Below are 23,115 nucleotides of genomic sequence, written 5' to 3' on the forward strand. Positions count from 1 at the left end.
AGAAGTATTGGAAGGTAGTTTTTTTCAGGCGCATAAAATAGAGATTGAACTTAAAAATCTCTGCTGACTGACTAAAATCAAGTATTAAGCTTTTTTACCCAGCTAAAGCCGCTTAAAAATAGAAGGGATGAAACTTCAGCCCTTTTTTATTCATTTCCAGGGAAGGGGCGGGCAACTTAACCAGCGATAAGGCCTTGAGTAAGCCCTTCACGAACTTCGAGTCTGTTTGAATGGCTGTCAGATCAAAATCAACAGATAAATAATACTGCCTGTAAGGATCGTACCCATTCGTTATGTTTGTTTCATCTCTGGCATATAACATACCATGCGCACCATAGCCAACAGCCAGGTTTAACCAGGCAGGAAAACGCATAAACTTATCCATGTCTACCGACAACCAATACGTTTGCCCGTTATAATCTTTTAAAATTTCTGTAGCAAGGTTTTCACCTAGCAAGGCCGGCCGCAGCGGAGCGTATGAGGTACGATGAAAAGAAAACTTCGGTTGTATCCTTATTTCCTCCCAATGGTATTGTTGGCACCAGTAGAATGCACTTCCACCTGCATTGGCAAGTAAATCGCTGCCTGACGCCCCGTATGCTTCGGAGTAACCATCAAATACCTCAATAGATGACAGCAACACAAAACCACTCAAACTACCCACAAAGGCAGACTTCTTTGCCTTCACTCCACAATGGTTAACAGCTTGTGCGCTGAAGGCACTTAAATAAAAAGCAGAATAAAAATGACCAGCTTTATCGACCTGTTTCCATTCGGCAGCATCGTTAAAAAAGTGAAATGCCTCCCTTTTGTTTTCCTTATACCAGGCTTCACTCAACACTAACATGCCTACGCCATAAACAGCGCCCGCAGCAATACCTAATTGCTTTACTTTTTTAGGTTGATAAGGAATACTGTCTGTTAAATGAAATTGAGCTTGACAAAAGTGAGCAGACATATAGGCGAGAATGAACAAGCCTGTTTTTCTCTTTAGAAAAGATGAAAATGATACCAGGGAACTAATGTTATTCCTCAGTGCCTCCATCTTCTTCTTTCAAAACAGCTTCGTCATTCATTTCCGGATCTTTTGCATTCTCCTCTTTTCGCTCTCTGGCAGATTTCCACAAATCACTCAGTGTATTAAAACTCTGTGTGTGTTGTATACTCACACCGGTAGTAATGGCATTCTGGTTGTTGAGGGCATTGAGTAAGGCATTGGCATTGGTGCGGTTGTACATGCGCATCTTAAACTTGCCGTCTGCTGTTAATAAATAATCAACCGTCCAGTCGCCAACAAGTGTAGCTGTACTGTTGGTGTTTGCTCCGGCCGCAGCCGTGTTTTGATTGGTAAAGGTACCATCGCGTGTTACACGCAAACGTCCGTTTAAAAAGGTATACGATAGGCGCAACTGAAAGGTGTTAAAAGCTTCTGCATCCAAAGCACCCAGGTCCACATCAATCTCCAGGTTTTCATCCACCTGACTCATCCAGTAACTTAATTGGTTGGAAAGTAATTCACTCACACTATTGGTTACCGAACCTGTAGTACTGATGGTTTCATTTAAAGGGGATAACCTTCTTAAAATAATCAAACTGAAAACCTGTTTCTTTAATTCTTGTTCATCCAGTTTGGTTTTAAAAGCCGCGAACTCGAAAGCAAGTCGTTTACTCACGCCATTGGTTAAGGTTACTGTTTGTGGCAGATCGCGGGCAACAATATCAAAGTTAATTTGTGGAGACAGCATGGCACCCTCCAGCGACAACAATACCTGCAGCGGATATTTGCGCTTCAACACCGGATCATTCTGATTCTCCGCATCAATGATAATAGGAGCGATGGAAGCCAGTTGATTATAGGCAGCCTTAATATTCATTTGACCCTGGTAGGGGTCCCCCGACCACGTAATCCTGCTTCCTTTTTGTATATCAAATTCCTTGTTGATTAAATTGTATAGCGTAAAGTTGTATCCACCTTCTTCGAAAACAATACCGCCAAACATGGTAAACTCACCTTTGGTATCCAGTTGTAAACGAATGTCGCCATTGCCGCGCCCGCGAATAATATCCCCGGCTTTAATGTCAAAAATAATCTCGCAATACGCATCTTCAGTTATATCCAGATTTAAATCGATGGCAACACCAGTAAGTTTTTTACGGTTGTCAATCTCTGTGTTGGTGCGGGTGGTATCTCTGAAATTAACAAAACTGATAAACTCTTTTTTCTCGACAGAACCTGTGCTATTCAGCGGAATGTAAATTTTAGAATTCCGATCTGTCTTGGCTGTGGCAGAAATTTTAAGGTTAGCAACCGGCCCGAAGAAGTTTACTTCACCACTGGCAAAAGCCTGGCCGTAGAATAACTCATTGTCTTTAATCGTAGTGTTCAACACCATAAAGTTGGTAAAGCTTCCGAAAATATTCAGACGCATATTATCAAAATTGCGGTGTGCAATAACGCCCTCTAACTTACCTCTGTTGTTAAAGGAATCTTTCATTTGGATATTTTCAAAATAGATTGAAGTAGGCGTAAGACCAATAATACCTGTAAAATTGTATAAGGTCTTTAAGTAGTCAATCATGATCTGTCCATTCTCTACCTTACCTGATCCGCGAATCAAGGGTTTGTTTAAGGTACCCCTGATGGCGAACTCACCCGTAAGCGTACCATCAATCTGACTAAAAATGCCACGCAAGACGGGTTCAGCCAGTTTCAGATTTGCCTGATTAAGGATGGCGAGTACGTTCAAAGGACTTGTACTGTTGTTAGGATCGTAATATCCTTTAAGATTGATGGCTTCAATCCCCTTGCGATTCACCATAAAGTCAACCACAAACTTTTTCTCTTCATTGTTCCATTGGTTGTTGCCCACAATATCGCCTACCAGAAAACTATTGATAGTCAGGTCGCGTACATCAATTTTATTTTCCAAGGTAGGTGTTACATAAAGGTCTTTAAAAGTAAGGTCAGCATTTACCAAACCACTTAACTTTTCTGTGATAATGGATTCGAAACCATTTAAATCAATGTTGCGCAAAGAGATGTAGAGCGGTAATTCCTTGTTATAAGAAATCATACCCTCCAGATTTATCTTTTGCTCATCTTGAAAAAATCCTACATCCTGCAAGTGCCAGTCGCTGCCCTTTTGGCTCACGCGTGTTTCTTCGTTCACCTTCCAGATTTTATCTAACAACTGAAAAGTTGAATTTTGCAGGCGAATGTAGGTACTGTCTTTAAAGTCGACAGTGCCGCGCAGCCTCACATTATTATTTAATTTCTCCTGATCCAGGTCAAGGTTAAAGTCAATATGATTTTTATTCCAGATAACTTCTGTGATCAGATTTTTAGTGGCTATGCCTTCCAGACTCTGTCTGTCGGATTGAATAAAGGCCATCGCTAAAACTGCAGTACTGTCTTTTAACTTGGATGTATTGATGTCAACATTCGTATTTTCAAAAATGAAGTTCTCATACTGAACCCGGGGTATGGCAGTAAAGGCATTAAAAATCGTGGTGATACCTTTGGTGAAACTTCCCTCTATGTTTACGTTGGGCGAAAGCGAAAAATTAATATTGAATAGTTCAGCAATGGGTGCTGCGTTTTTAATTAATACATCAAGGTTTACAGCATAGTCATGCAAACTGCTTCTTTCGTTTTTGTAATACGTTGCAATACGCAAGGAATCATTTTTAATGTTTAGATTCAGTTCCGTTATTAAGGCCTGCAGGTCAATAAACAAATCGCTGAAATTAAAATCACCTTTGGCCGAAGCTTCTATCAAGTCGGTTTTTATACTCAACTCATGTTGTGATTTTTCGCGTAGAGCAAACAAGTCAACTGATTTTAGTGCAAGACTTCTGGATTGATAATGGATATCAGCATTTTTGAAATTAGCCGAACCGACCAGACTATCCAGTTCAAAACCTTTGGTGTCGATATTGATTTCAGTACTCAGGCTGAGTGCTTCTTTGCTTAACAGCAATTTGTTAAAATCGAGGGTGTCAATTTTACCCTGCATTTTTATTTCATTAATGCCGTTTCTAAGGTCTAATGAACCCTCCAGGTTTATTTTGGCATGCGCATCATCAATGCCAATCTTGCCGCTGAAAAATTCTTTAGCAAAGCGTGCATCTGTATAAATGTTTTGATAATTATAATTCAGAACGCCAATGGAACTGATGTTGGCATTCAGTAAAAAATCTGCGGTACTCAGGGTCAACCCTGAACCTTTAATCTTCCCCGCCAAACTTATACGTTGAAAATGAAGGGTGTCGTTCAGGTAAGTGCCCAGATCAAAATTATCCAGACTCAGGTTACCGCTATAGGTTGAACGTTCATTGTTGCTTTCATTAATTTTTAAGTTAATATCAGACTTGATATTGCCAAGCCTTGTCTGTATTGAGGCATTCGCAACAAAGTCAGTTACATATCCCAGAAACTGCCCCTTTAAATTGGTTGACCCCAAAGGCATTAATTTTTCAATTACCTCTTCACCTAACGCAAAAGATAAATCCTGAAAACGAAGATTCGAGTTATCGAGATCAATTTCAATAAACGTTTCATCAAGGTATGGCAGCCCATCCATGCTTAACTCACCACGCAATTCGCTACTACCTGTTTGTAACAGCATATCGCTCAATACAAACTTACTTACCTTGCCGTTAAAATTGCCTGACAATTGCATGGGCAGGTCTAGCCGGGAAGCACCACTGGCAAAAAGCTCGAGATCCTGCGGGTGCAGTTTTATTTTATCTAAGTGTGCATCAATTTTCACTACATCATTAAAGCGATTCAAATCACGAAGCGATTGATAGTAAAATACGATTGTGTCTGCAATGTAACTCTTGCCAATATCAGCCTTCAGGTTATAAAATTCCATGGCCTGTTGCGATATCCTGAAAAAGGTAGAGAAATTATTTACACGTAATTGTGTTTTACGATCTCTGGCTATTATCGAGGCTACATCAAATTCAATGGTATCGCCCACAATCATGAACTTATCCAATGATACATCCGTGATGTCTAGTGTAAAGTGGTGATAGTCGAAACCCTGCAATGTATCAGTAGCGCCATCGTTGTATTGAAAACTGCTGTTTTGTAGAATGGCCTCACCGATGTTAATAACCGGGCTGGCACCACCGCCACCGGAGCCACCATACTTTTTATTGATGCGGTCAATAAAAATATTAATGTTCAAATCTTCCGTGCTATCAGATTCCTTGATATTGTCTAAAAAAACGTCTGCTTTATCAACGACAATACCATCAATATTCACATACTTACCCTTCAGCATTTCGAACAACTTGAAGTTGATCCTCAAACGCTCTACGGCAATCATCCTGTTTTGCTCCGTATCCTCAATTACAAGGTTTTCAAGTTCCAGGCGATCAAACCAAAGCATTTTAAAGCTCTTGATGGTAGTCGGGAAAGCCGTTACCTCCTGCAGTTCGCCTAAATAGTGGTCAATCAGCCTTTGTTGAACAGGCGGTGCCTGCAGAAGCAGAAAAGAGGAGAGAAGTAGAAAGATCAGACCTGTAACGCTGTAGGCAAGTACTTTTCGTAGTCTATTTTTAATAATTTGCGCGTTCATTTACTTTAGCATGCATCCCATCATCCTTGCCATTGAGTCATCCTGTGATGAAACCTCAGCCTCCGTTATCAGCAACGGCAAGGTACTTAATAATATTATTGCCACGCAGGCCATTCACCAAAAATATGGGGGAGTGGTACCTGAGCTGGCCTCGCGTGCTCACCAGCAGAACATTGTAGCTGTAATCAGCGAGGCCATGACTACGGCAGGCATAGACAAGAGCAATTTGTCTGCCATAGCCTTTACACGGGGTCCCGGACTGATAGGTTCGCTGCTGGTTGGGGTGTCTTTTGCCAAAGGCATGGCCTTGGCGCTTAATATCCCACTTATTGAGGTAAATCACATGCAAGCGCACGTATTGGCGCATTTTATTGACGAACCCAAACCATATTTTCCCTTTTTGTGCCTCACCGTAAGTGGTGGGCATACACAGATTGTCTTGGTCAAAGACTTTTTGCAGATGGAAGTAATTGGCGAAACCCAGGATGATGCCGTTGGCGAGGCTTTCGACAAGGCAGCGAAACTCATGGGCTTACCGTATCCGGGCGGACCCTTGGTTGATAAGCATGCTCAGTTGGGCAATGCCAAACGTTTTACCTTTACGGAAACATTTATGCCCAACCTGGATTTTTCCTTCAGTGGCATCAAAACGCAGTTCATGTATTTTCTGCGTGATGAGGTGAAGAAGAATCCTGACTTTATCGAGCAAAATCTGAATGACATTTGTGCCAGTCTGCAAGCGCACCTGGTAGGTATGCTTTTGAAGCGGGTTGAGCAAGCGGCCAAACAAACCAACATTAAACAAATAGCCATAGCCGGAGGTGTTTCAGCCAACTCCGGTTTGCGCACAAGTTTGCAAGCCCTGGCGGCACGCAAACAATGGCAGGTGTACATTCCGGCTTTCGAATACTGTACCGACAATGCTGGTATGATTGCCATGGCAGCACATTATAAGTTTTTAAAAGGCGATTTTACCGACTTAAGTGTAACGCCCTTGGCCCGTATGCCCATTTAGTGACAATAATTGACAAACAAACTTGCTTTATTTGTGAAAGAGATGTTCAAGCCTGGTGATAGAAAAACATTTAAACACCTTGTAACACAGCAAGATGTAGCCGCCTTTCATGGTGAGGTAGTTCACCCGGTGTGTGCTACCTTTTCATTAGCAAGGGATATTGAATGGACTACCCGGCAGTTTGTATTGGAAATGCGGGAAGACGATGAAGAAGGCATTGGTACGTTTTTAAGTATAGAACATAAAGGGCCCGCCTTTGTGGGTGAGGAAATTTTTTTTGAGGCCTGGGTTGATTCTATTGAACGAAATGAACTGATTTGCCATTATCAGGCTAGCGTGGGCGACAGATTGGTGGCCATCGGCAAAACAGGACAGAAAATTTTAAAGAAAGATAAGTTGAACAGGCTCTTACAAAAGCCTTTATAAGATGAGCAAGCAAGATCGTTTTTCGAATGATATTAACATACGCAATAAGCAGGCAGGCTTCCAATACGAGTTGCTGGATAAATACATTGCTGGCATAGTACTGAAGGGCACAGAGATTAAGTCGATACGGGAAGGGAAGGTAAACCTGCAGGATGGCTATTGCTATTTGAATAATGGCGAGCTTTTTGCAAAAGGCATCAACATTAATGCCTATGCACAGGGAACACACTACAACCATGAAGCGGCCCGGGAAAGAAAGTTGTTATTGAAAAAGGCAGAAATAAATAAGCTGGAAGGCAAGGTAGAGGAGAAAGGTCTCACCCTGATACCGACAAGGCTTTTTATTAATGAAAGAGGATATGCCAAGTTAGAAATAGCATTGGCTAAAGGAAAAAAAGTGCACGACAAGCGTGATTCAATTAAGGAACGTGATATTAAACGCGAGTTGAGCAGGGTAAAATTTTAGTATATTGTATAAATTGAAAATAGGATGGAGAAAATTACATAATCAAAGAGCTTGCTTAAATGACATTTCTCTACCATCCGTCAGACCGCTGAATATTGATGTAAGCAGCGGTCAGACGGATTTCATGAAAGAACTTTTTATAAATCATAAATAGAAAACAATTAGACCAACGCTTTTTTAACTTCACATAAACTGGTCAATTTTTATATAAATCGTATTGAAGGAATTAATTAATGGATACTATAGATTTTGGTGTTTGTCGTTTAAGTGTAGTAGCTGTTAGGGCAGAAGCTGCTGATAAAGCAGAACTGGTTACGCAATTGCTTTTTGGAGAGCACTATGTAGTAACACAGCATTCAAGTGATAAAAAGTGGCTGAAGATCCGGATCGCTTTTGATGAATACGAGGGCTGGATTGATGCTAAACAACACCACAGCATCAGCAAAGATTATTTCGATTACCTGGGCAGGGCTGAACTTAAAATAGCCACGGACTTAACCACCAGTATTCTATACAACAAGGTGCCATTGGCTATTGTTATGGGAAGCATCATTCCCATATCGAGCACTGAGCTTTTTAAAATGGAAGAACAATTCGCTTTTAACGGGGAAGCTAAAAACCTTGGACTGAAAAGAGAGTTTGAATTTTTAAGAACTACTGCCAATCGTTATCTGCATGCACCTTATCTGTGGGGTGGCAAAACTCCTTTCGGTATCGATTGCTCAGGCTTTACGCAAATGGTGTTTAAAATTTGCGGCTACCACCTCTACCGCGATGCACGCCAGCAGGCAACCCAGGGTAAAGCAGTAAGGCTCTTATCGGAGACCAAGCCGGGCGACCTGGCTTTCTTTAAAAATAGCGTTGAAGCCATTACCCATGTGGGTATTGTGTATGCCAACCACCAGATTATCCATGCTTCAGGCCGTGTGCGTATCGACAGCCTCACTGAGGAGGGCATCATCCATACCGAAAGCGGTCAACTCAGCCACCAGCTATCGCATTTCCGGAGAATTTTGGGCTAAGTACCTTTGAACCAAGCACATTAAGTTTTGTTAGATGAGAGATAGCTACTATCTTTCAGTATGAACAACCGTGTATTGGTGCTAAATAATGATTCCAGCCCACTTATGGTCTGCTCAGTTGAGCGTGCATTTATTTTGGTGTACCTCAATAAAAGCGAAATGGTTAAGAGTGCCAATGGATATAAACTCCATTCCATCACACAATCTTTTCCCATGCCTTCGGTTATCCGGCTCAACCGATATGTAAACGCACCCTACAAAGGGGTTAACCTTACCCGTCAGAATATTTTTAAGCGCGATAATTTTGAATGCCAGTATTGTGGCACCAAGCGCGACCTCACCATCGACCATGTTATTCCCCGAGCAAAAGGAGGGAAGGACTCCTGGACCAACCTGGTAACAGCCTGCAAACGCTGCAATGCTAAAAAAGGTGACTACACACCAGAAGAAGCCAACATGATTCTCAAACACAAACCGATCAGACCTTCTTATGCCATCTTCCTGAAGGATTATGCAAATGGGCATGCCAACGAATGGGAAGAATACCTCTCATAAACAGATAGCCTACCGTTGTAGGTGTTTATACTTAAATTCTATCCTGAAACTTCTTTTTTCGGCTGATTTCGAGCTTTACCCTGGTTCTGCATAGGTTACAACGCAACCTTATTGGTAGAATTAAGTATATTCAATAATCCAACGGATTGATGGCTTTGATCCGCAGTAAAATTTTTTAACCAAACTGCTGTTTTATGAATACGAATTACCACCTCGGACTCCTACACCTTGTTCACATGCTGATCAATGTTGATGGTCGTATTGATGAACGAGAAATGAAAATGTTGCAAAATATTAAGCAGGAAGAGCATATTGATGATGCTATTTTTCAAGGCTTTGCCCGAAGCATAGGTGCTGCTAAAAAACAGGAAATCTATACAAGAGGTCTGGCCTTACTGAATGGCTGCACCGATGAAGAAAAGCTTTGTGCCTTTGCTTACCTTTTCAAATTAGCGGAAGCAGATACAACTATCGATATGAATGAAATTCGTTTGCTCATGTCGGCCATTAAGCAGGTTAATGTTGACTTTGAAGATGTAGAAATGATTACAAGATTATCTTCTTCAGATAAACACGCAGCTTAATCTATTTTATTACGATCTGATTTTTTAGGGACGGGATCATAGCCGCTTGTTCCCCACGGGTGACAACGCGAAATCCTTTTTGCTCCCATGGCAATTCCTTTTATCACACCCCATTCCTGAATAGCCTCAACCGTATATTGTGAACAGGTAGGCGTGTGCCTGCAATTAGCACCGAGCAGTGGCGAAAGCGTAGCCTGGTAAATACGGATCAGAAATATGAAGGGCTTTTTTAGCAATTCGTTATTGGTTGTTCGTTGGTGGTTGTTGGTTGTTCGTTGTTGGTTATTCATTATTAGTTGTTGGTTGTTCGATTATGTTAATTTTGTTTCGAACAACGAAGTACGAGCAACTAACAACGATTACCGGTCAACGAATCATTCAAGTTCATAACTCATCTCCCCATCCTTACCATCTTTCAGCTGTATGCCCGCTGCTTTCAAATCGTCTCTTATTTTATCTGACAAAGCATAGTTGCGATCGGTTCTCGCTTTCTTACGCAAGTCAATCAATACTTTAATGGCGCCATCTAATGCATTATTGCTTTGATTGCTTTCTTCCTGCAAACCCAAAACCTCTTCCATAAAGGCGATGTAGGTCTTTTTGAAATTCTCAAAAAGCTCCGCACTCACATCACTTGTCTTGCGGTTACCCGATTTAAAATCGTTAATACGTGAAGACATTTCAAACAATACAGCCAGTGTTTTGGCCGTGTTAAAATCATCTCCCATATTTTTATAACACGCATCAATTAAAGCACTCAATTCAGTAGATAAAGTTTCGTCTACCTTACCTGCACTATGTGTTAAGGATTTTACAGTACCCAAAGCTGTGCTTAATCTTCTGTAGGCTTTTTCTGCTGCCTGCAAGGCTTCGTTAGAAAAATCCAGGGTGCTGGAGTAATGCGATTGCAACATGAAGAAACGGGTAGTCATAGCACTGTACCCTTTGTCGAGCAGAGGATGATTACCGCTCAGTAATTCGGCAGGCAAAAATGAATTGCCCAAGGACTTACTCATCTTCTGTCCGTTTACCGTAAGCATGTTTGAATGCAGCCAGTAGTTAACCGGCACTTTGCCGTTGGCACCTGTCGCCTGTGCTATCTCACATTCGTGGTGTGGGAATTTCAAATCCATGCCACCACCATGTATGTCGAAAGTTTCGCCCAGGTATTTTGTGCTCATGACAGTACACTCAATGTGCCAACCCGGAAAACCATCACCCCATGGAGATGGCCAGCGCATAATGTGTTCCTCTGAGGCTTTCTTCCAAAGGGCGAAATCTACTTTCTCGCGTTTCTCATCCTGACTGTCAAGGTCACGACCGCTTTCCATCAACTCTTCAATGTTGCGGCCAGACAATATTCCGTAATGGTGCGATTGGTTATATTTTTTTACATCAAAGTATACTGAACCATTTACTTCATAGGCCAACCCTAAGTCTATCAGTTTTTTGGTAATTTCTATTTGTTCAATAATGTGCGCTGTAGCCGATGGTTCAATGCTGGGTGGCAGTATGTTAAACAAACGCATCACCCCATGGAAATCTTCCGTGTAACGTTTCACCACCTCCATGGGCTCAAGCTGTTCAAGCCTGGCTTTCTTGCCAATCTTGTCTTCACCGGCATCAGCATCATCGGTTAAATGCCCTACATCGGTAATGTTGCGCACATAACGCACCTTATAGCCTAAAAATCGGAAGTAACGCGAAACAATATCAAAAGTTAAAAATGTACGGGTATTGCCCAGGTGTACATTGTTGTAAACCGTGGGACCGCATACATACATGCCCACATAACCTTCGGTTATGGGTTTAAATAACTCCTTTTTACCGCTTAATGAGTTTGTAAGACTAATGGGATGCTGATCGTAAAGCTTCATAAGTACAAGAGAAGGTGCGAAAATAGCACATTTTGATGTAACGGAATTTTAGAAAAGTAGTTGATTTTTTTAATTGTAATAAGATTTTTGATGCATTAAGCTTATTTTGGCTTTACTAAGTTTGCCTCATGCCCTTTCGTATCCCCTTCATCCTTTTACTCACACTCTGTTTGAGCAATGTATTGGCACTGGGTCAGCAATCAGCGCAAGATAGTCTTCTTCAGATGTTAAATAAAGCGCAGGGAAAAGAGCGCCTTACAACCTTGTATGCCTTGTGCGAATCCTATAAGAGCAATGATAGAGAAAAGGCAATAAGCTATTGCAGGGAGGCATTAAAGTTGGCTCAACAGCTTAGCGATCAGACTCGACAAATTTCCCTTTTTAAAGAACTGGGTAATATCAAACGATCGAATGATGAATATGATTCCGCACTTCATTTTTTTAATGAAGGCCTGAGACTAGCCATAACAAATCATGATTCAACAGAACAGATCAGAGCTCATTTAAATATTGGCATTGTATATGAACGCAGGGGACAACTGGTCAACAGTATGGATGCCTACCTCAAATCGCTTTCCATTGCAGAGCGCCTTACAGATTCTGTCGGCATGGCCAATGCCTTTAACAGCATGGCTTTTGTTTACAAGACTCAGAAAGATAATGACATGGCGCTCTCTTATTTCGAAAAAGCGCTTGCCATCAGAACTAAACTAGGGCTTAAGGAGGCCGTAGCGGGAACAATAAACAACATTGGGCTAATCTACCTGAACACAAAAGCGTTTTTAAAGGCGCGGGAATATTTTATGCAATCCGCTGCTGTTTTGGATACGAGTATCCATAAAAGAGAATATGCGATGATCTACAATAACCTGGGCATAACCTATGAAAATGTAGGGGATCATCAGCAGGCACACCGCTACTATCTCAAGTCACTGAAAATTAAACAAGCGAGAAATGATAAAAGCGGCATCGCCTCATCATATGGAAACATTGGGGCTAATCTGGAGAAAGCAGGTAAATATGAACAAGCTATTCCTTATAGCCTTTTAAGCTATGAACTGGCCAAAGAAATAGGTTCTTTGGAGATGATGATCACTGCAACGCTTAACTTATCACGCTGTTATAAAAAGCAGGGCAACTTTAAACAGGCAGTTGAGCAATTAGAGCATTTAGGTAAATTGGAAGACTCCCTCTACAGGAAAGATAAGTCTGAACAAATTGCTGAAATGATGGCGCGATATGAAGCTGAAAAGAAAGAGAAGGAGAATGAATTGCTGCGCACAGAAAATCTGGTAAAAGAAGTTCAGGCAAGAAATAGCCTTTACGGATTTTCCATGACAGCCCTCTTGTCATTTTTTGTCATTGTATTCTCTGTGCTGCTATGGAGGCGCAATGAACGCAAGACACGTGTCAATAAAATGCTGAATGATTATGCAGAAAGAATAGAAAGGGCAAATAAGGAATTAGAGGAGTCAATTAAAGAAAAAAATAATTTGATGAATGTAGTGGCGCATGATTTGAAATCCCCATTAAACAAAGTGAAAGGCTTGTTGGAGTTGGTGAAATTAGATGGTGCGCTAAATGATCATCAGAAAGACTACATCAATAAAATTAATAACGTAGCAGACCAGGGAAGGCGACTGATCGCAGATTTATTAGCTGCGAATGGGGAACAGACCAATAACCTGAATTATTCAACAGTAGACCTGACTTTGTTACTTGAAAATTTGCAACGTGAATACGAAACTCAGCTTACTGAAAAACAGATCAAACTGCACGTTTCCACAGCAGGGGATCAACTTAGAGTTGAATCTGTAAACGATCATGTACAGCGCATCATGGATAACCTTGTATCCAATGCCATTAAGTTCTCGCCTAAAGGAAAAAATATTTTTGTGGATTGTCAGGTACAACAGGGGAGTTTATTGTTCTCTGTTAAAGATGAAGGGCCAGGCTTTACAGAGGAGGATAAGAAAAATCTGTTTAAGAAATTTCAACGCCTGTCCGCACAACCTACCGCAGGGGAGGCATCAACAGGACTCGGGCTTACCATCGTAAAACAATTATGCGATCAGTTGCAGGCTTCCATAGAACTGATTAGCGAGCCTGAGCAGGGGGCTACATTCAAGGTACTCATCCCTTTACAGCATCATTAGCAGAAAGCGTATTTATCCGAACAAGTCCTGACTTTCAATAAAATTGATTCCCTTGATATGCGTACCGCAATGTTTATTGATTTCAGGAATCAGATAACGACAGAGTTCTGGTGAGTGTAATTCTTCATGCTGGTGCATAAAAAACCACATGCGCTTTATGCCTTGCTCTTTCCACTGTTTCATGCGTTGCACCCAGTCATCAACACGTGTGTAGTCTGTTGGGTGTAAACCATTACCCACAAAACGGATAAAAGCTTCCGGTGTACTCAGGCGCATGTGTACACAATCGCGCCTGCCACTGGCATCGGTAATTATGGCACCTGATTTTTGTTTTTTCAATACTTCAAATACCTGATCAAAGGCCTGCTGATTACTAAACCATTCAGGATGCCTGAACTCGGTAAATAAGTCGACTTCTTCCGGGAGTGATTCAATAAATGTTTGTATGTTTTCCAATGCTTTTGGCCCCATTTGTGGATGAGGCATGAGAAAAATAGGTCCAAGATTTTCTCCGAATTCGTAAATGGCTTCGAGAAATTGATCAGTGAGTTCTTTTACATTTTTTAGTCTGCGCAAATGTGTAATCTGGTCTACAAACTTAGGACAGAACTTAAAATCTTTTCCGACTTTACTTTTCCATGTTTTTATCTGAGCAGGCGTAGGCATGCGGTAGAAGGTAGCGTTTAATTCTATGCAGTTAAAATGTTTGGCATAGTGTGTTAAAAAATCAGCTTCCTTTGTTTTGGGTGGATACAGTTTGCCAACCCAATCTTTTCGGCCCCATTTGGCACAACCGATGTAAATCTGCGTATCCTTTTTTTTCGTTTTGGCTAAAATGGCGGTAGTATCAACATGGTCAGGGGGTAATTTGAAATCTATTTTATCAAGATCAGATGCGTCTACTTTACCGAATTCCATAAGAGAAAATTGAAAGGTAAAGTTAATGTAAATTGAGAATTATCCTGTGAATATTAAACGTCCACGTAATTTTGCTTTGTTGTTACAATTTTAAAAATTCAGAATTAGCCCGACATAAAAGGTACGCAAGGAAAATAGTTCTTCACTTTTTTCAGTGTAATCGAAGTTGTAATGGTAACTTCTTACATTCTTAAAATTGGGTACATTGCCTGTGTTGGCAAAGATGACGGCAGTCCCTTTTTTTCCTAACAGGAATAATTTTGTTAAGCTCATATCCATTTGTACGTAATCGCTGAGTCGCTGCGAAGCTCCATACACAGGTTCATAAACATTTAGATCGGATCGATAATTGGCTTGCGTAACCGGATCATAAAAACTTCCCTGGCGCCTCATTAAAACTGCAGCAATTGTCCAGGTAGAGAAAAACTTATATTCAATGGTGTTTCTGATGATATAATTGATGTCGTAACGAGAGGCCTGCGTGATGGATTGCGTTTGTTGTTGAGAGGCATCCAGCGATGTTAACGCCAGTTCAATACGGATTTTTTGAGGTATTTGGTATCGACTATAAAACTCTATTCCCTTAACAGAAGTTTGCAGTTCATTTCTGCTCCCTTGCTTGTAATACAAAGACAAACTGTTTTCAAACCTGGTAGTTTTACGTGCAATGTCCAACGAATACTGTTTGCTGTTGTATTGCAATAGTTGCGCATAGCCTTCCTGCGAAATGGTTACTTTGTTATAGTTGCCAGCCGATAGTATAATGTTCCAGGATGCTGCCGGCTGATATGAAACATTGACCTGACTGCTGAGGTAATTGTTTTTATTTTCTGGGAAAACATTTTTCCTGAGGCCTGTGCCTACCTGCCACTGGTCGCTTAGGTGATAATTAGCGTACACAAAAGCTTCCGGGGTCTGTGCAGTTTGCAAGGAGGATAAATTAAAAGTGGGATGTTCTTCGCCAAGTGCAAATCCATACACAGGCACATCACCTGCAAAATCAGTTGACCTGTAATCATACGTTAAGCCTGTTTTTACTTCCAGCAATTTCCAGGCGTACTGATAAGTAAGACTCGCGTAATAATCCTGCATCTGAAGTTTAGTGTCGATAATACTCAGTTGGAAGTTGCTGGACGAAATATTGGCACCACTGTTAAAAGATAGCTCGCCATATGGTAAGCGATGGCGCAGGTTAAGTATTAAAAGCGTTCTCCGCTTTTCCTGATCAAAATTACCATTGTAAGTAGGCTGACGTGTTTCATAGCTGAAAGATTCTGCATTGCTGTAACTGAATACTTTTAACAGGGTACGTTCACTTAATCGATTTAAGTAATGAAGACCCAGATCAATCGTGTTGAATCTTTTTAATCTTTCCAGCGAGGCAGGGTTAATAAACTTTATTCCTGCCGAAGGTTGAATATTGGTAAAAGCAGTCAGTGAGGATTTTTCAGAAAGCTTTCGACTACTTAATAAGCCAATATTCGCTAATGAAATTGTTACCGAATGCGTGTTTTGTTTGGGCACTTGTTCATCGGTACTTAAAGCAATTAAGCCTGATGTAGTATTTCCGTATTCCAATGGCGGGTTGCCCGGATATACCAGCATCTGACTGATAATGGCAGTATTAAAAATACTGAAGGTGCCAATCCCATTTAATTGCGCATAGCGTACGGCATCGTTAACGGGCACATTGTTCAGAAAAATTCCCGTCTCTGAAGGGTCGGCACCGCGTAAACTGATGTTGGCTGACTCATCTAACGTAGTGGCTGCTGGCAAGGTGTTCACCGCTAATAAGGGATCTGCTTTTGCACCAGGGTTGGTGTAAATATTGAGTTTGGAAAGTTTGGTAATAGTAAACCCTTCGGCCACTAAGCGCTCAGCCCGTATGGTCATTTCACTGAGGCTTGTTGCAAGCGGTGCGAGCTTAATAAGAACTATACAGGTGCTATCAACCGTGATCGTTTGCGCTTCATAACCAATAAAACTTAACTTTATCTGACTACCAACATTTGCAACCAGACTAAATTCACCATTACCATCTGTTGTTGTTCCCTTTTGATGATCATTTACATGATAGACTGTAGCACCCGGCAAAACAGTTTCTGTTTCTGCATCGCGCACCAGGCCTTTTACATTTGAACATTGGGCATACATAAACTGAGTAAAAAACAGAATCAAAGCGAAAGGCAGCAGAATTTTCATTTTATTAAATGGTTTTGGCTTTTTCTTTTGCTTTTGGTAATAAAGACTTCTTTACATAGTTGAACTCTGGTTCTACTTGCAAAGCTTTCTCGTAAATGACAATGGCTTTTTTAGCTTGTTCATCTTTTACGTATGCCTGCCCGAGAAATGCCAATGTATCCAGGTATTGCCAGTTATCGGTTAGTGATTCAGGTTTTGATTCGTACAGTTTAACAGCCGTTTCAAAAGCTTTAATAGCCTCCTTTACATCTCCGCCCCACATTTCAGGTGTGAATAGTTTTGATCCGGCATAGATTTTCCAGACCAATGCTGAGTTGGGATTGAGTTTTTTTGCTTTTTCAATAATACCACTGCTCTTGGGGCCAAGAAACATTCCCTGCATCGGACTGTAACTTATTTTTAATCCATAGGCAGATGATTGTAAGGCCAGTGCCTCTGCGTGTTTGTTGTCAATAGCGAGTATTTCATCCAGGTTGTCAATCAGTGGATCATAGTATTCATCAAAGAGTGTTTCATCTTGTGTTCGCATACTGGCGTTGAGCAAACTCCATTGTATTAAACCGAGTGTATATCTTTTGCCTGTATTTTTAGGATCAGCTTTTACTGCTTCACGGTATTTGGTTTCTGCCTGCTTTAACTCTGCTTGTGTGCTGGTATTGTTTATCAGGTAGGCACGGTAAAGAAGCTTATTCAGTTCTTCTTGTGCATTAATGGCGTTGAAAGAAAACAATAGACTTAAAAAAATGAATGCGGTTTTCATATGCTTAATTAATGGTTTGATTTAACTTGATTAATTGTTTTCCAACGTTTTTCTAATACAACGATGGTGATCAGGTAGATACTGACTACAACTATGGAACTTGCCAGAAAGCGTTGCTCAGGGAAGAGAAAGTAAACAGCAACCAACAAAAGCGTTCTGCTGATGGCATGAAAAAGACCAATCCAATGTTGAATAATCCATGACATCGGCAGCCACATGAGTCCGGCCAATACACCAACCGTAAAAGGTAAGGTGGTATAATCAACCATGAAGAAAGGAATAGCAATAGCATATACCAGCAAAGACATGCCTACGGTATAAAAGAAGAGTGTGTCAAAAGTATTTTTTGGTTTGTTCTTATCTGTAAAATTTTCGCCTGTCAGTTTAGAAAGCATAATACCGAGATAGGCAATACTGCCTGTACCAATAAAAGTTAACCAGACAAGACCTGTAGGACTAAAGAATCTGCTGCCAATGCCAATGAAGATCCATACGATAGTGCCGGCAAGAGGCATGGCAAGAAAGCGTCTGCGACTGAATGCTTCGCGTTGCTGATCGAGTGTCATATAATTTTGAATTTGAAATTTGAAATTTAAAATTGCAGGAAGTGTTAGATTTTAGTAAGATTCATTTCAATGAAGTTGAACCACTGTTGGCCATCGCGTGAATATGCACCGATCTCATACCATGTTTTGTTGGCAGGATTTAAGGTAATGGTATAGCGCGTTTTGCCACCGGAAGGAATATCAAAACCCCACTCGAATTGATGGTCACCAATAATTTTGAAATAAGCATTGGTACTAAAACCTTCCTTTACGTACGATTTAAATTGAAATGCTTGGGAGGTAACATCATAATGAATGTTTGCCAATGCGTGAAAAGTAATTTTATCTCCCTCACGACCAATACCTTCAATGTTGAGCACCAGACTATCCAGTTTAAATTCAATGTGTTCTGTCTGCACCACTTTCATCACACCACTTTGATTGCGAATACTGGCTTCGCCTTTCCAGTCACCAGCCATATAGGCCAGCTTTTTCATTTCTTGTCTGCAGCGTGCTGATACATCCGGACGCTGTGCGAATACCTGTTGAATACTTACCTGCAACAGGAGGAGGAAGAGTAGGTTTTTCATAATCATAAACTGGTTTATTTTATAAACTAAAAACTCAAAAAAATTATTTTTTGATATAATCTTTTAATGCATTGACATAATCTTCAAATGCTTTCATGCCTTTGCGGTTAATCCTGCAAGTGGTCAATGGTTTTTTTCCATTAAATGATTTTTCAATGGTAATATATCCGGCTTCCGAAAGTTTATCGAGTTGCACACTCAGATTGCCCGCGGTTGAATTCGTTTTCTCTTTTAAAAAAGTAAACTCTGCAGATTCAACACTCATCAGTATTGACATAATACCTAATCTTAATTGCGAATGGAGAAGTGGATCAAGTTCTTTCAACATGGTCTCTTATTTTTTACTTCTCAACATATAACCAGGCAGCAAATAACCGAAGATCATAGCAACACCACCTACCAGATACTGATCAAGGGGCGACACAATAAAACACAAGGTGCCTGCTATCCAAAAAGTGATACCACCAAACAAAAGTGGTTTGAAGCGAATGATAATACCAGACACAAAGGTGGCCATACCCACCGGCATCAGCACAAGGGCATTTACACGCCACTCTACGGCTGAACCAAATATCCAGGAGGGAAGTATTGTAATACCCAGTGCAATCCAAAGCCACATACTGATCTTATCTAAATGGGTAGTGATGGCTCTCGATCTATCTTGCCTGCTGGCATAAATCATGGTAATAATCCAGGCAGGTATACTGAGTGCCCAGATGAAGGCTGCATGTTGTGGTGAATATATTTTTGATAAAATATACATACCGAAATTACAAAGCGTAATTACCCAACCCCACAAAAGAAAATAAAAGCTGTTGCCACTTACATTTCCCTGTGTTTGCCTGATCATGCTGGCAATAATATCGAGGCTTTGCTCCGGACTAAGGTTTTTGTTCTCGCTTTCCATAATCGTAATAACGACACAAACATAAACTGGTTTATATTATAAACCAAATTATTTTTAAAAACCTCTATTTACCCTTTAAAACAGGGTTTTTCCCTGTCCTGTAAAGCTTGCAGTGGCAGGTCTTCTTTAGGTATCTTGCATGAAACCATTCAAACTTATGAGAAAAGTCTTACTGCTGATGCTGGTGTGCACAAGCTTTGTCATACATGCCCAAGTAAATCCCGATCGCTTAGAAAAGCTTAAAGCAGAGGTTTTGGCCGAAGTGGAAAAACAATACACTACCGGTCAGCAGATAAACGATATGCTCTTTAGTTTTTCAGAGCTTGGTTTTCAGGAAGAACAAACCTTTACCTACCTCACCGATTTGCTTCAGAAAAACGGCTTCACTATACAAAAAGGAATTGCCAATATGCCCACTGCCTGGATTGCCAAGTGGGGCAACGGTAAACCGGTGATCGCCATAGGCTCTGATGTGGATTGCATCCCCAAAGCTTCTCAAAAGCCAGGTGTGGCTTACCACGATCCGATCGTGGAAGGAGCACCCGGTCATGGTGAAGGTCACAACTCAGGGCAAGCCTTAAATATTGTGGCAGCCTTGGCTTTGAAAAAAATAATGGAACGAGAAAAGATACCCGGCACTTTAATGTTGTGGCCCGGTGTGGCAGAAGAGTTAGTAGGAGCTAAAGCATTTTATGTACGCGATGGTTATTTTAAAGATGTAGATGCCTGCATCTTTACTCACGTTGGCAATAATTTGGGTGTATCGTATGGCGATGCGGGCAACAATGGTTTGGTGTCAGTTCGTTTTACTTTCGAAGGTCAGGCTGCTCATGCTGCTGGCGCTCCCTGGCGTGGAAGAAGTGCTCTCGATGCCGTAGAGCTCATGAATATCGGATGGAACTTTAAGCGTGAACACTTAGAGCTTACCCAACGATCGCATTATGTTATTGATGATGGTGGTGATCAACCCAATGTTGTGCCATCGAAAGCTTCTGTTTGGTATTATTTCAGAGAGCGAACTTATCCGGACATAAAAAAGTTATTTGAAACAGGTGTGAAGATTGCTGAAGGTGCAGCCATGATGACGGATACGAAAGTAAAGTATGAAGTACTGGGATCTGCATGGCCCGGTCATTTTAATCAACCTATTGCAGAGGCCATGTATTTAAATATGAAAAAAGTAGGCTTGCCAACATGGTCGGAAGATGATCAATTATTGGCCAAGGCTACTCAATTAGAAATGAAGGCAAGTAAAGTAGAGGGATTGGCCACCAAGCTGGACACCATTGGCATGCCGGCAGCTACCAAACCTGTAATGAGCATGGGCAGAATGACCCTGACGATGGCAGGAGGCTCTGATGATATTGCTGATATTTCATGGTCATTGCCAACGGTAGTCCTACGCTATCCATCCAACATTCCTGATTTGCCAGGCCATCATTGGTCAAATGCTATTTCTATGGCAACACCTATTGCACATAAAGGCATTATTGCCGGTGCCAAGGCAGAAGCCATGACAGTACTTGATCTCTTACTGAACCCAGACATTTTAAAAAATGCATGGGATTATTATAAGAATGAGCAGACAAAAGAATTACAATACACACCCTTGGCAGGTCCTAAGGATTATCCTGCTATTTATTTAAACAAAGAGATCATGACGCAGCACAAGCCTGCCTTACAAAAGTATTATTACAATCCTGCTAAGTATAAAACCTATTTGGAACAATTGGGTATACAGTATCCTACGGTACGACCAGATCAACGCGAACAAGTATTAAAATTATCGGAGAAGAAATAAGATGTTTACTGGAATTATAGAAACGCTTGGTAAAATTGTAGATATACAACAAACACAAACGAACACCCATTTTGCCATAGCAAGTGATATCGGCAATGCATTAAAAGTAGATCAAAGTGTTTCGCATAATGGAGTATGTTTAACCGTGACCAAGGTTGAGGGCAACAAGCATTGGGTTACTGCCATTGACGAAACGTTGAAGAAAACGAACCTTGGTCATTTGCAAAAAGGCTCCTCAGTTAATCTGGAGCGCTGTATGGTGGCCAACGGTCGCTTTGACGGTCACATTGTACAAGGCCATGTGGATCAGGTAGCCATTTGTAAAAGTGTGCAAGATGAAAACGGTAGCTGGCTCTTTGATTTCGAATATGATGCGGCAGAAGGGAATGTAACTGTAGAAAAGGGTTCAATTTGCATCAATGGTGTTAGCTTAACGTGCTTTAATTCTTCAGCAAATAGTTTTCGTGTGGCCATTATACCCTATACCTATGAGCACACCACCTTTAAACATATAAAAGCAGGGGATACTGTCAACCTCGAATTTGATATTGTGGGCAAATATGTAAAACGGTTGCTGGGGAAATAAATCCTTACATTATTGTTATGGCACCTAGAAAATAATAAAGATGAAAGTAAAATTACTTCCAACGCTTTTGCTCTGCTTCATCTCATTATCGGCATGCTCTGATGATCCACAAGCTGCTGTTGACCCTGTTGAAAAAGACTTGATTAAAGCAGCGGATGTTTCTTTCTTACAGGAGATCAGAGAAGAGGGAACTGTTTTTTATAATGTTCAGAACTCACCCAAAGATGTTCTCGATATACTGAAAGACGCGGGTTGCAATACTTTGCGTTTGCGTGTATGGCATACACCTGCCGATGGAAGGTCCTCACTGGCGGAAGTAGCTGTGTTTGCAGCAGAAGCCAAAGCAAAAGGATTTAAAATCTGGATTACATTACATTACTCGGATACCTGGGCTGATCCGGGCAAGCAAACAAAACCACAAGCCTGGCAAGTTGCTGATCTGCAAGGCCTGTCTGATAGTGTTTACAATTACACGAAGAAAGTAATGCAACGTTTATCTCCGGACTATATACAAGTAGGCAATGAAATTAATGGAGGGTTGGTTTGGCCCGAAGGAGCAATTGCAAACAGCAACAACTTTGTTACTTTTCTCAAGCGCGGTGCAGACGCTGTCAGAGATGTATCTTCAGCTACTAAAGTAATGATTCATTATGCTGGCATTGATGCCGATTGGTTTTATGCTATTCTAAAGAACCAACAAGTAGACTATGATATCATTGCCTTATCCTACTACCCACGCTGGCATTCAAAAAATTTAACTGAAGTAGAAGCTGCACTGAAAAGAATCAGTGTAGCCAATCAAAAAGATATTGTAATAGCGGAGACGGCATATCCATTTACACTGCAATGGAATGACTGGACAAATAACCTAATTGGAGAACCTGGCCATTTGATTGCGAGTTATCCTGCAAGCCCCGAAGGGCAGAAGGCTTTTATGTTAAAAGTAAAATCCATAATTGTAAATACAGACGAAGCGATTGGTTTTGCTTACTGGGCACCTGAGTGGGTGGCTTACCGTGGTAATGAAGCAACCAATGGTTCTGACTGGGAGAACATGGCCTTATTTGATTTTGATCATAAAGTGCTGCCAGCTATAGAGGTATTCAACGATTGATTA

General features: G+C 41.0%; 21 protein-coding genes. 10 read left to right on the forward strand and 11 right to left on the reverse strand.

The annotated features are described in order from the left end of the window. Nucleotides 1–112: 112 nt before the first annotated feature. Nucleotides 113–1,045: a DUF2279 domain-containing protein gene (locus tag ACO1XM_RS01855; RefSeq protein WP_486225408.1), complete on the reverse strand. Its 933-nt coding sequence runs from the start codon at nt 1,043–1,045 to the stop codon at nt 113–115. After that, nucleotides 1,026–5,588: a translocation/assembly module TamB domain-containing protein gene (locus ACO1XM_RS01860; protein WP_486225409.1), complete on the reverse strand. Its 4,563-nt coding sequence runs from the start codon at nt 5,586–5,588 to the stop codon at nt 1,026–1,028. The genes ACO1XM_RS01855 and ACO1XM_RS01860 overlap by 20 nt, the downstream gene beginning before the upstream one ends. Nucleotides 5,589–5,598: 10 nt before the next feature. Between ACO1XM_RS01860 and tsaD the strand changes: the two genes are divergently transcribed. The 6 genes from tsaD (at nt 5,599) to ACO1XM_RS01890 (ending at nt 9,656) form a co-directional block, all read left to right on the forward strand. Beyond that, nucleotides 5,599–6,603 (forward strand): tRNA (adenosine(37)-N6)-threonylcarbamoyltransferase complex transferase subunit TsaD, encoded by a 1,005-nt coding sequence (gene tsaD / locus ACO1XM_RS01865; RefSeq protein ID WP_486225410.1) that lies wholly within the window; start codon nt 5,599–5,601, stop codon nt 6,601–6,603. A gap of 42 nt (nt 6,604–6,645) precedes the next feature. Further along, nucleotides 6,646–7,029: a thioesterase family protein gene (locus ACO1XM_RS01870; RefSeq protein ID WP_486226523.1), complete on the forward strand. Its 384-nt coding sequence runs from the start codon at nt 6,646–6,648 to the stop codon at nt 7,027–7,029. 1 nt (nt 7,030) lies between these two features. Then, complete coding sequence (gene smpB, locus ACO1XM_RS01875) at nt 7,031–7,495, forward strand: SsrA-binding protein SmpB (RefSeq protein WP_486225411.1); 465 nt, start codon at nt 7,031–7,033, stop codon at nt 7,493–7,495. Nucleotides 7,496–7,728: 233 nt separating this feature from the next. Further along, nucleotides 7,729–8,517, forward strand: a complete 789-nt coding sequence (locus ACO1XM_RS01880) for a C40 family peptidase (protein ID WP_486225412.1) — start codon at nt 7,729–7,731, stop codon at nt 8,515–8,517. 60 nt (nt 8,518–8,577) lie between these two features. Beyond that, nucleotides 8,578–9,072, forward strand: a complete 495-nt coding sequence (locus ACO1XM_RS01885; RefSeq protein WP_486225413.1) for an HNH endonuclease — start codon at nt 8,578–8,580, stop codon at nt 9,070–9,072. Nucleotides 9,073–9,266: 194 nt separating this feature from the next. Then, a complete protein-coding gene (locus ACO1XM_RS01890) occupies nt 9,267–9,656 on the forward strand; it encodes a tellurite resistance TerB family protein (protein ID WP_486225414.1) in 390 nt (129 codons plus the stop codon). On the opposite strand, the gene yidD is transcribed toward ACO1XM_RS01890, so the two are convergent. Both yidD and cysS read right to left on the reverse strand, forming a co-directional pair. After that, a complete protein-coding gene (yidD, locus tag ACO1XM_RS01895) occupies nt 9,653–9,946 on the reverse strand; it encodes a membrane protein insertion efficiency factor YidD (protein ID WP_486225415.1) in 294 nt (97 codons plus the stop codon). The two genes, ACO1XM_RS01890 and yidD, sit on opposite strands and share 4 nt — an antisense overlap. 84 nt (nt 9,947–10,030) lie before the next feature. Next, nucleotides 10,031–11,533, reverse strand: a complete 1,503-nt coding sequence (cysS, locus tag ACO1XM_RS01900) for a cysteine--tRNA ligase (protein ID WP_486225416.1) — start codon at nt 11,531–11,533, stop codon at nt 10,031–10,033. 128 nt (nt 11,534–11,661) lie between these two features. Here cysS and ACO1XM_RS01905 point away from each other — a divergent pair, with 128 nt between their 5' ends. Next, entirely contained in the window at nt 11,662–13,689 is a 2,028-nt protein-coding gene (locus tag ACO1XM_RS01905) for a tetratricopeptide repeat protein (protein ID WP_486225417.1), read from the forward strand. Nucleotides 13,690–13,701: 12 nt separating this feature from the next. Here the strand turns inward: ACO1XM_RS01905 and ACO1XM_RS01910 are convergent, their stop codons facing one another. From ACO1XM_RS01910 to ACO1XM_RS01940, 7 genes are all read right to left on the reverse strand, one after another. Further along, nucleotides 13,702–14,607 carry a DUF72 domain-containing protein gene (locus tag ACO1XM_RS01910; RefSeq protein ID WP_486225418.1) on the reverse strand — a complete coding sequence of 302 codons (906 nt, stop codon included), beginning with the start codon at nt 14,605–14,607 and terminating at the stop codon, nt 13,702–13,704. A gap of 90 nt (nt 14,608–14,697) precedes the next feature. Then, the gene (locus ACO1XM_RS01915; protein WP_486225419.1) at nt 14,698–16,809 is read right to left on the reverse strand and encodes a carboxypeptidase-like regulatory domain-containing protein; all 2,112 of its coding nucleotides are present in this window, start codon (nt 16,807–16,809) and stop codon (nt 14,698–14,700) included. Between the two features lie 4 nt (nt 16,810–16,813). Then, entirely contained in the window at nt 16,814–17,569 is a 756-nt protein-coding gene (locus ACO1XM_RS01920; protein WP_486225420.1) for a tetratricopeptide repeat protein, read from the reverse strand. 8 nt (nt 17,570–17,577) lie between these two features. Continuing rightward, nucleotides 17,578–18,135, reverse strand: a complete 558-nt coding sequence (locus ACO1XM_RS01925) for a DUF7010 family protein (protein WP_486225421.1) — start codon at nt 18,133–18,135, stop codon at nt 17,578–17,580. Nucleotides 18,136–18,179: 44 nt separating this feature from the next. Beyond that, nucleotides 18,180–18,704 (reverse strand): hypothetical protein, encoded by a 525-nt coding sequence (locus ACO1XM_RS01930; protein WP_486225422.1) that lies wholly within the window; start codon nt 18,702–18,704, stop codon nt 18,180–18,182. Between the two features lie 43 nt (nt 18,705–18,747). After that, nucleotides 18,748–19,032, reverse strand: coding sequence for a winged helix-turn-helix domain-containing protein (locus ACO1XM_RS01935; RefSeq protein WP_486225423.1), 285 nt, complete (start codon nt 19,030–19,032; stop codon nt 18,748–18,750). A gap of 6 nt (nt 19,033–19,038) precedes the next feature. After that, on the reverse strand, nt 19,039–19,611 hold the full coding sequence (locus ACO1XM_RS01940) for a hypothetical protein (RefSeq protein WP_486225424.1): 573 nt from the start codon (nt 19,609–19,611) through the stop codon (nt 19,039–19,041). A 178-nt stretch (nt 19,612–19,789) separates the two neighbouring features. On the opposite strand from ACO1XM_RS01940, the gene ACO1XM_RS01945 reads away from it, so the two are divergent. From ACO1XM_RS01945 to ACO1XM_RS01955, 3 genes are read left to right on the forward strand one after another with little or no spacing between them, the layout of a single operon-like run. Next, complete coding sequence (locus tag ACO1XM_RS01945; protein ID WP_486226525.1) at nt 19,790–21,412, forward strand: amidohydrolase; 1,623 nt, start codon at nt 19,790–19,792, stop codon at nt 21,410–21,412. A gap of 1 nt (nt 21,413) precedes the next feature. Continuing rightward, nucleotides 21,414–21,998 carry a riboflavin synthase gene (locus ACO1XM_RS01950; RefSeq protein WP_486225425.1) on the forward strand — a complete coding sequence of 195 codons (585 nt, stop codon included), beginning with the start codon at nt 21,414–21,416 and terminating at the stop codon, nt 21,996–21,998. A 40-nt stretch (nt 21,999–22,038) separates the two neighbouring features. Beyond that, nucleotides 22,039–23,112 carry a glycoside hydrolase family 53 protein gene (locus ACO1XM_RS01955; protein ID WP_486225426.1) on the forward strand — a complete coding sequence of 358 codons (1,074 nt, stop codon included), beginning with the start codon at nt 22,039–22,041 and terminating at the stop codon, nt 23,110–23,112. Nucleotides 23,113–23,115: the final 3 nt, after the last annotated feature.

Source organism: Chryseotalea sp., from assembly GCF_057350905.1.

Bases quoted from the DNA above. Each gene is read 5' to 3' on its own strand.
- tsaD (WP_486225410.1), top strand. From the start codon at position 5,599: ATGCATCCCATCATCCTTGCCATTGAGTCATCCTGTGATGAAACCTCA.
- cysS (WP_486225416.1), bottom strand. From the start codon at position 11,533: ATGAAGCTTTACGATCAGCATCCCATTAGTCTTACAAACTCATTAAGC.
- ACO1XM_RS01905 (WP_486225417.1), top strand. From the start codon at position 11,662: ATGCCCTTTCGTATCCCCTTCATCCTTTTACTCACACTCTGTTTGAGC.
- ACO1XM_RS01930 (WP_486225422.1), bottom strand. From the start codon at position 18,704: ATGAAAAACCTACTCTTCCTCCTCCTGTTGCAGGTAAGTATTCAACAG.
- ACO1XM_RS01910 (WP_486225418.1), bottom strand. From the start codon at position 14,607: ATGGAATTCGGTAAAGTAGACGCATCTGATCTTGATAAAATAGATTTC.
- ACO1XM_RS01935 (WP_486225423.1), bottom strand. From the start codon at position 19,032: ATGTTGAAAGAACTTGATCCACTTCTCCATTCGCAATTAAGATTAGGT.
- ACO1XM_RS01950 (WP_486225425.1), top strand. From the start codon at position 21,414: ATGTTTACTGGAATTATAGAAACGCTTGGTAAAATTGTAGATATACAA.
- ACO1XM_RS01870 (WP_486226523.1), top strand. From the start codon at position 6,646: ATGTTCAAGCCTGGTGATAGAAAAACATTTAAACACCTTGTAACACAG.
- ACO1XM_RS01920 (WP_486225420.1), bottom strand. From the start codon at position 17,569: ATGAAAACCGCATTCATTTTTTTAAGTCTATTGTTTTCTTTCAACGCC.
- ACO1XM_RS01855 (WP_486225408.1), bottom strand. From the start codon at position 1,045: ATGGAGGCACTGAGGAATAACATTAGTTCCCTGGTATCATTTTCATCT.
- ACO1XM_RS01955 (WP_486225426.1), top strand. From the start codon at position 22,039: ATGAAAGTAAAATTACTTCCAACGCTTTTGCTCTGCTTCATCTCATTA.
- smpB (WP_486225411.1), top strand. From the start codon at position 7,031: ATGAGCAAGCAAGATCGTTTTTCGAATGATATTAACATACGCAATAAG.
- ACO1XM_RS01890 (WP_486225414.1), top strand. From the start codon at position 9,267: ATGAATACGAATTACCACCTCGGACTCCTACACCTTGTTCACATGCTG.
- ACO1XM_RS01925 (WP_486225421.1), bottom strand. From the start codon at position 18,135: ATGACACTCGATCAGCAACGCGAAGCATTCAGTCGCAGACGCTTTCTT.
- ACO1XM_RS01915 (WP_486225419.1), bottom strand. From the start codon at position 16,809: ATGAAAATTCTGCTGCCTTTCGCTTTGATTCTGTTTTTTACTCAGTTT.
- ACO1XM_RS01945 (WP_486226525.1), top strand. From the start codon at position 19,790: ATGCTGGTGTGCACAAGCTTTGTCATACATGCCCAAGTAAATCCCGAT.
- ACO1XM_RS01880 (WP_486225412.1), top strand. From the start codon at position 7,729: ATGGATACTATAGATTTTGGTGTTTGTCGTTTAAGTGTAGTAGCTGTT.
- ACO1XM_RS01860 (WP_486225409.1), bottom strand. From the start codon at position 5,588: ATGAACGCGCAAATTATTAAAAATAGACTACGAAAAGTACTTGCCTAC.
- yidD (WP_486225415.1), bottom strand. From the start codon at position 9,946: ATGAATAACCAACAACGAACAACCAACAACCACCAACGAACAACCAAT.
- ACO1XM_RS01940 (WP_486225424.1), bottom strand. From the start codon at position 19,611: ATGGAAAGCGAGAACAAAAACCTTAGTCCGGAGCAAAGCCTCGATATT.
- ACO1XM_RS01885 (WP_486225413.1), top strand. From the start codon at position 8,578: ATGAACAACCGTGTATTGGTGCTAAATAATGATTCCAGCCCACTTATG.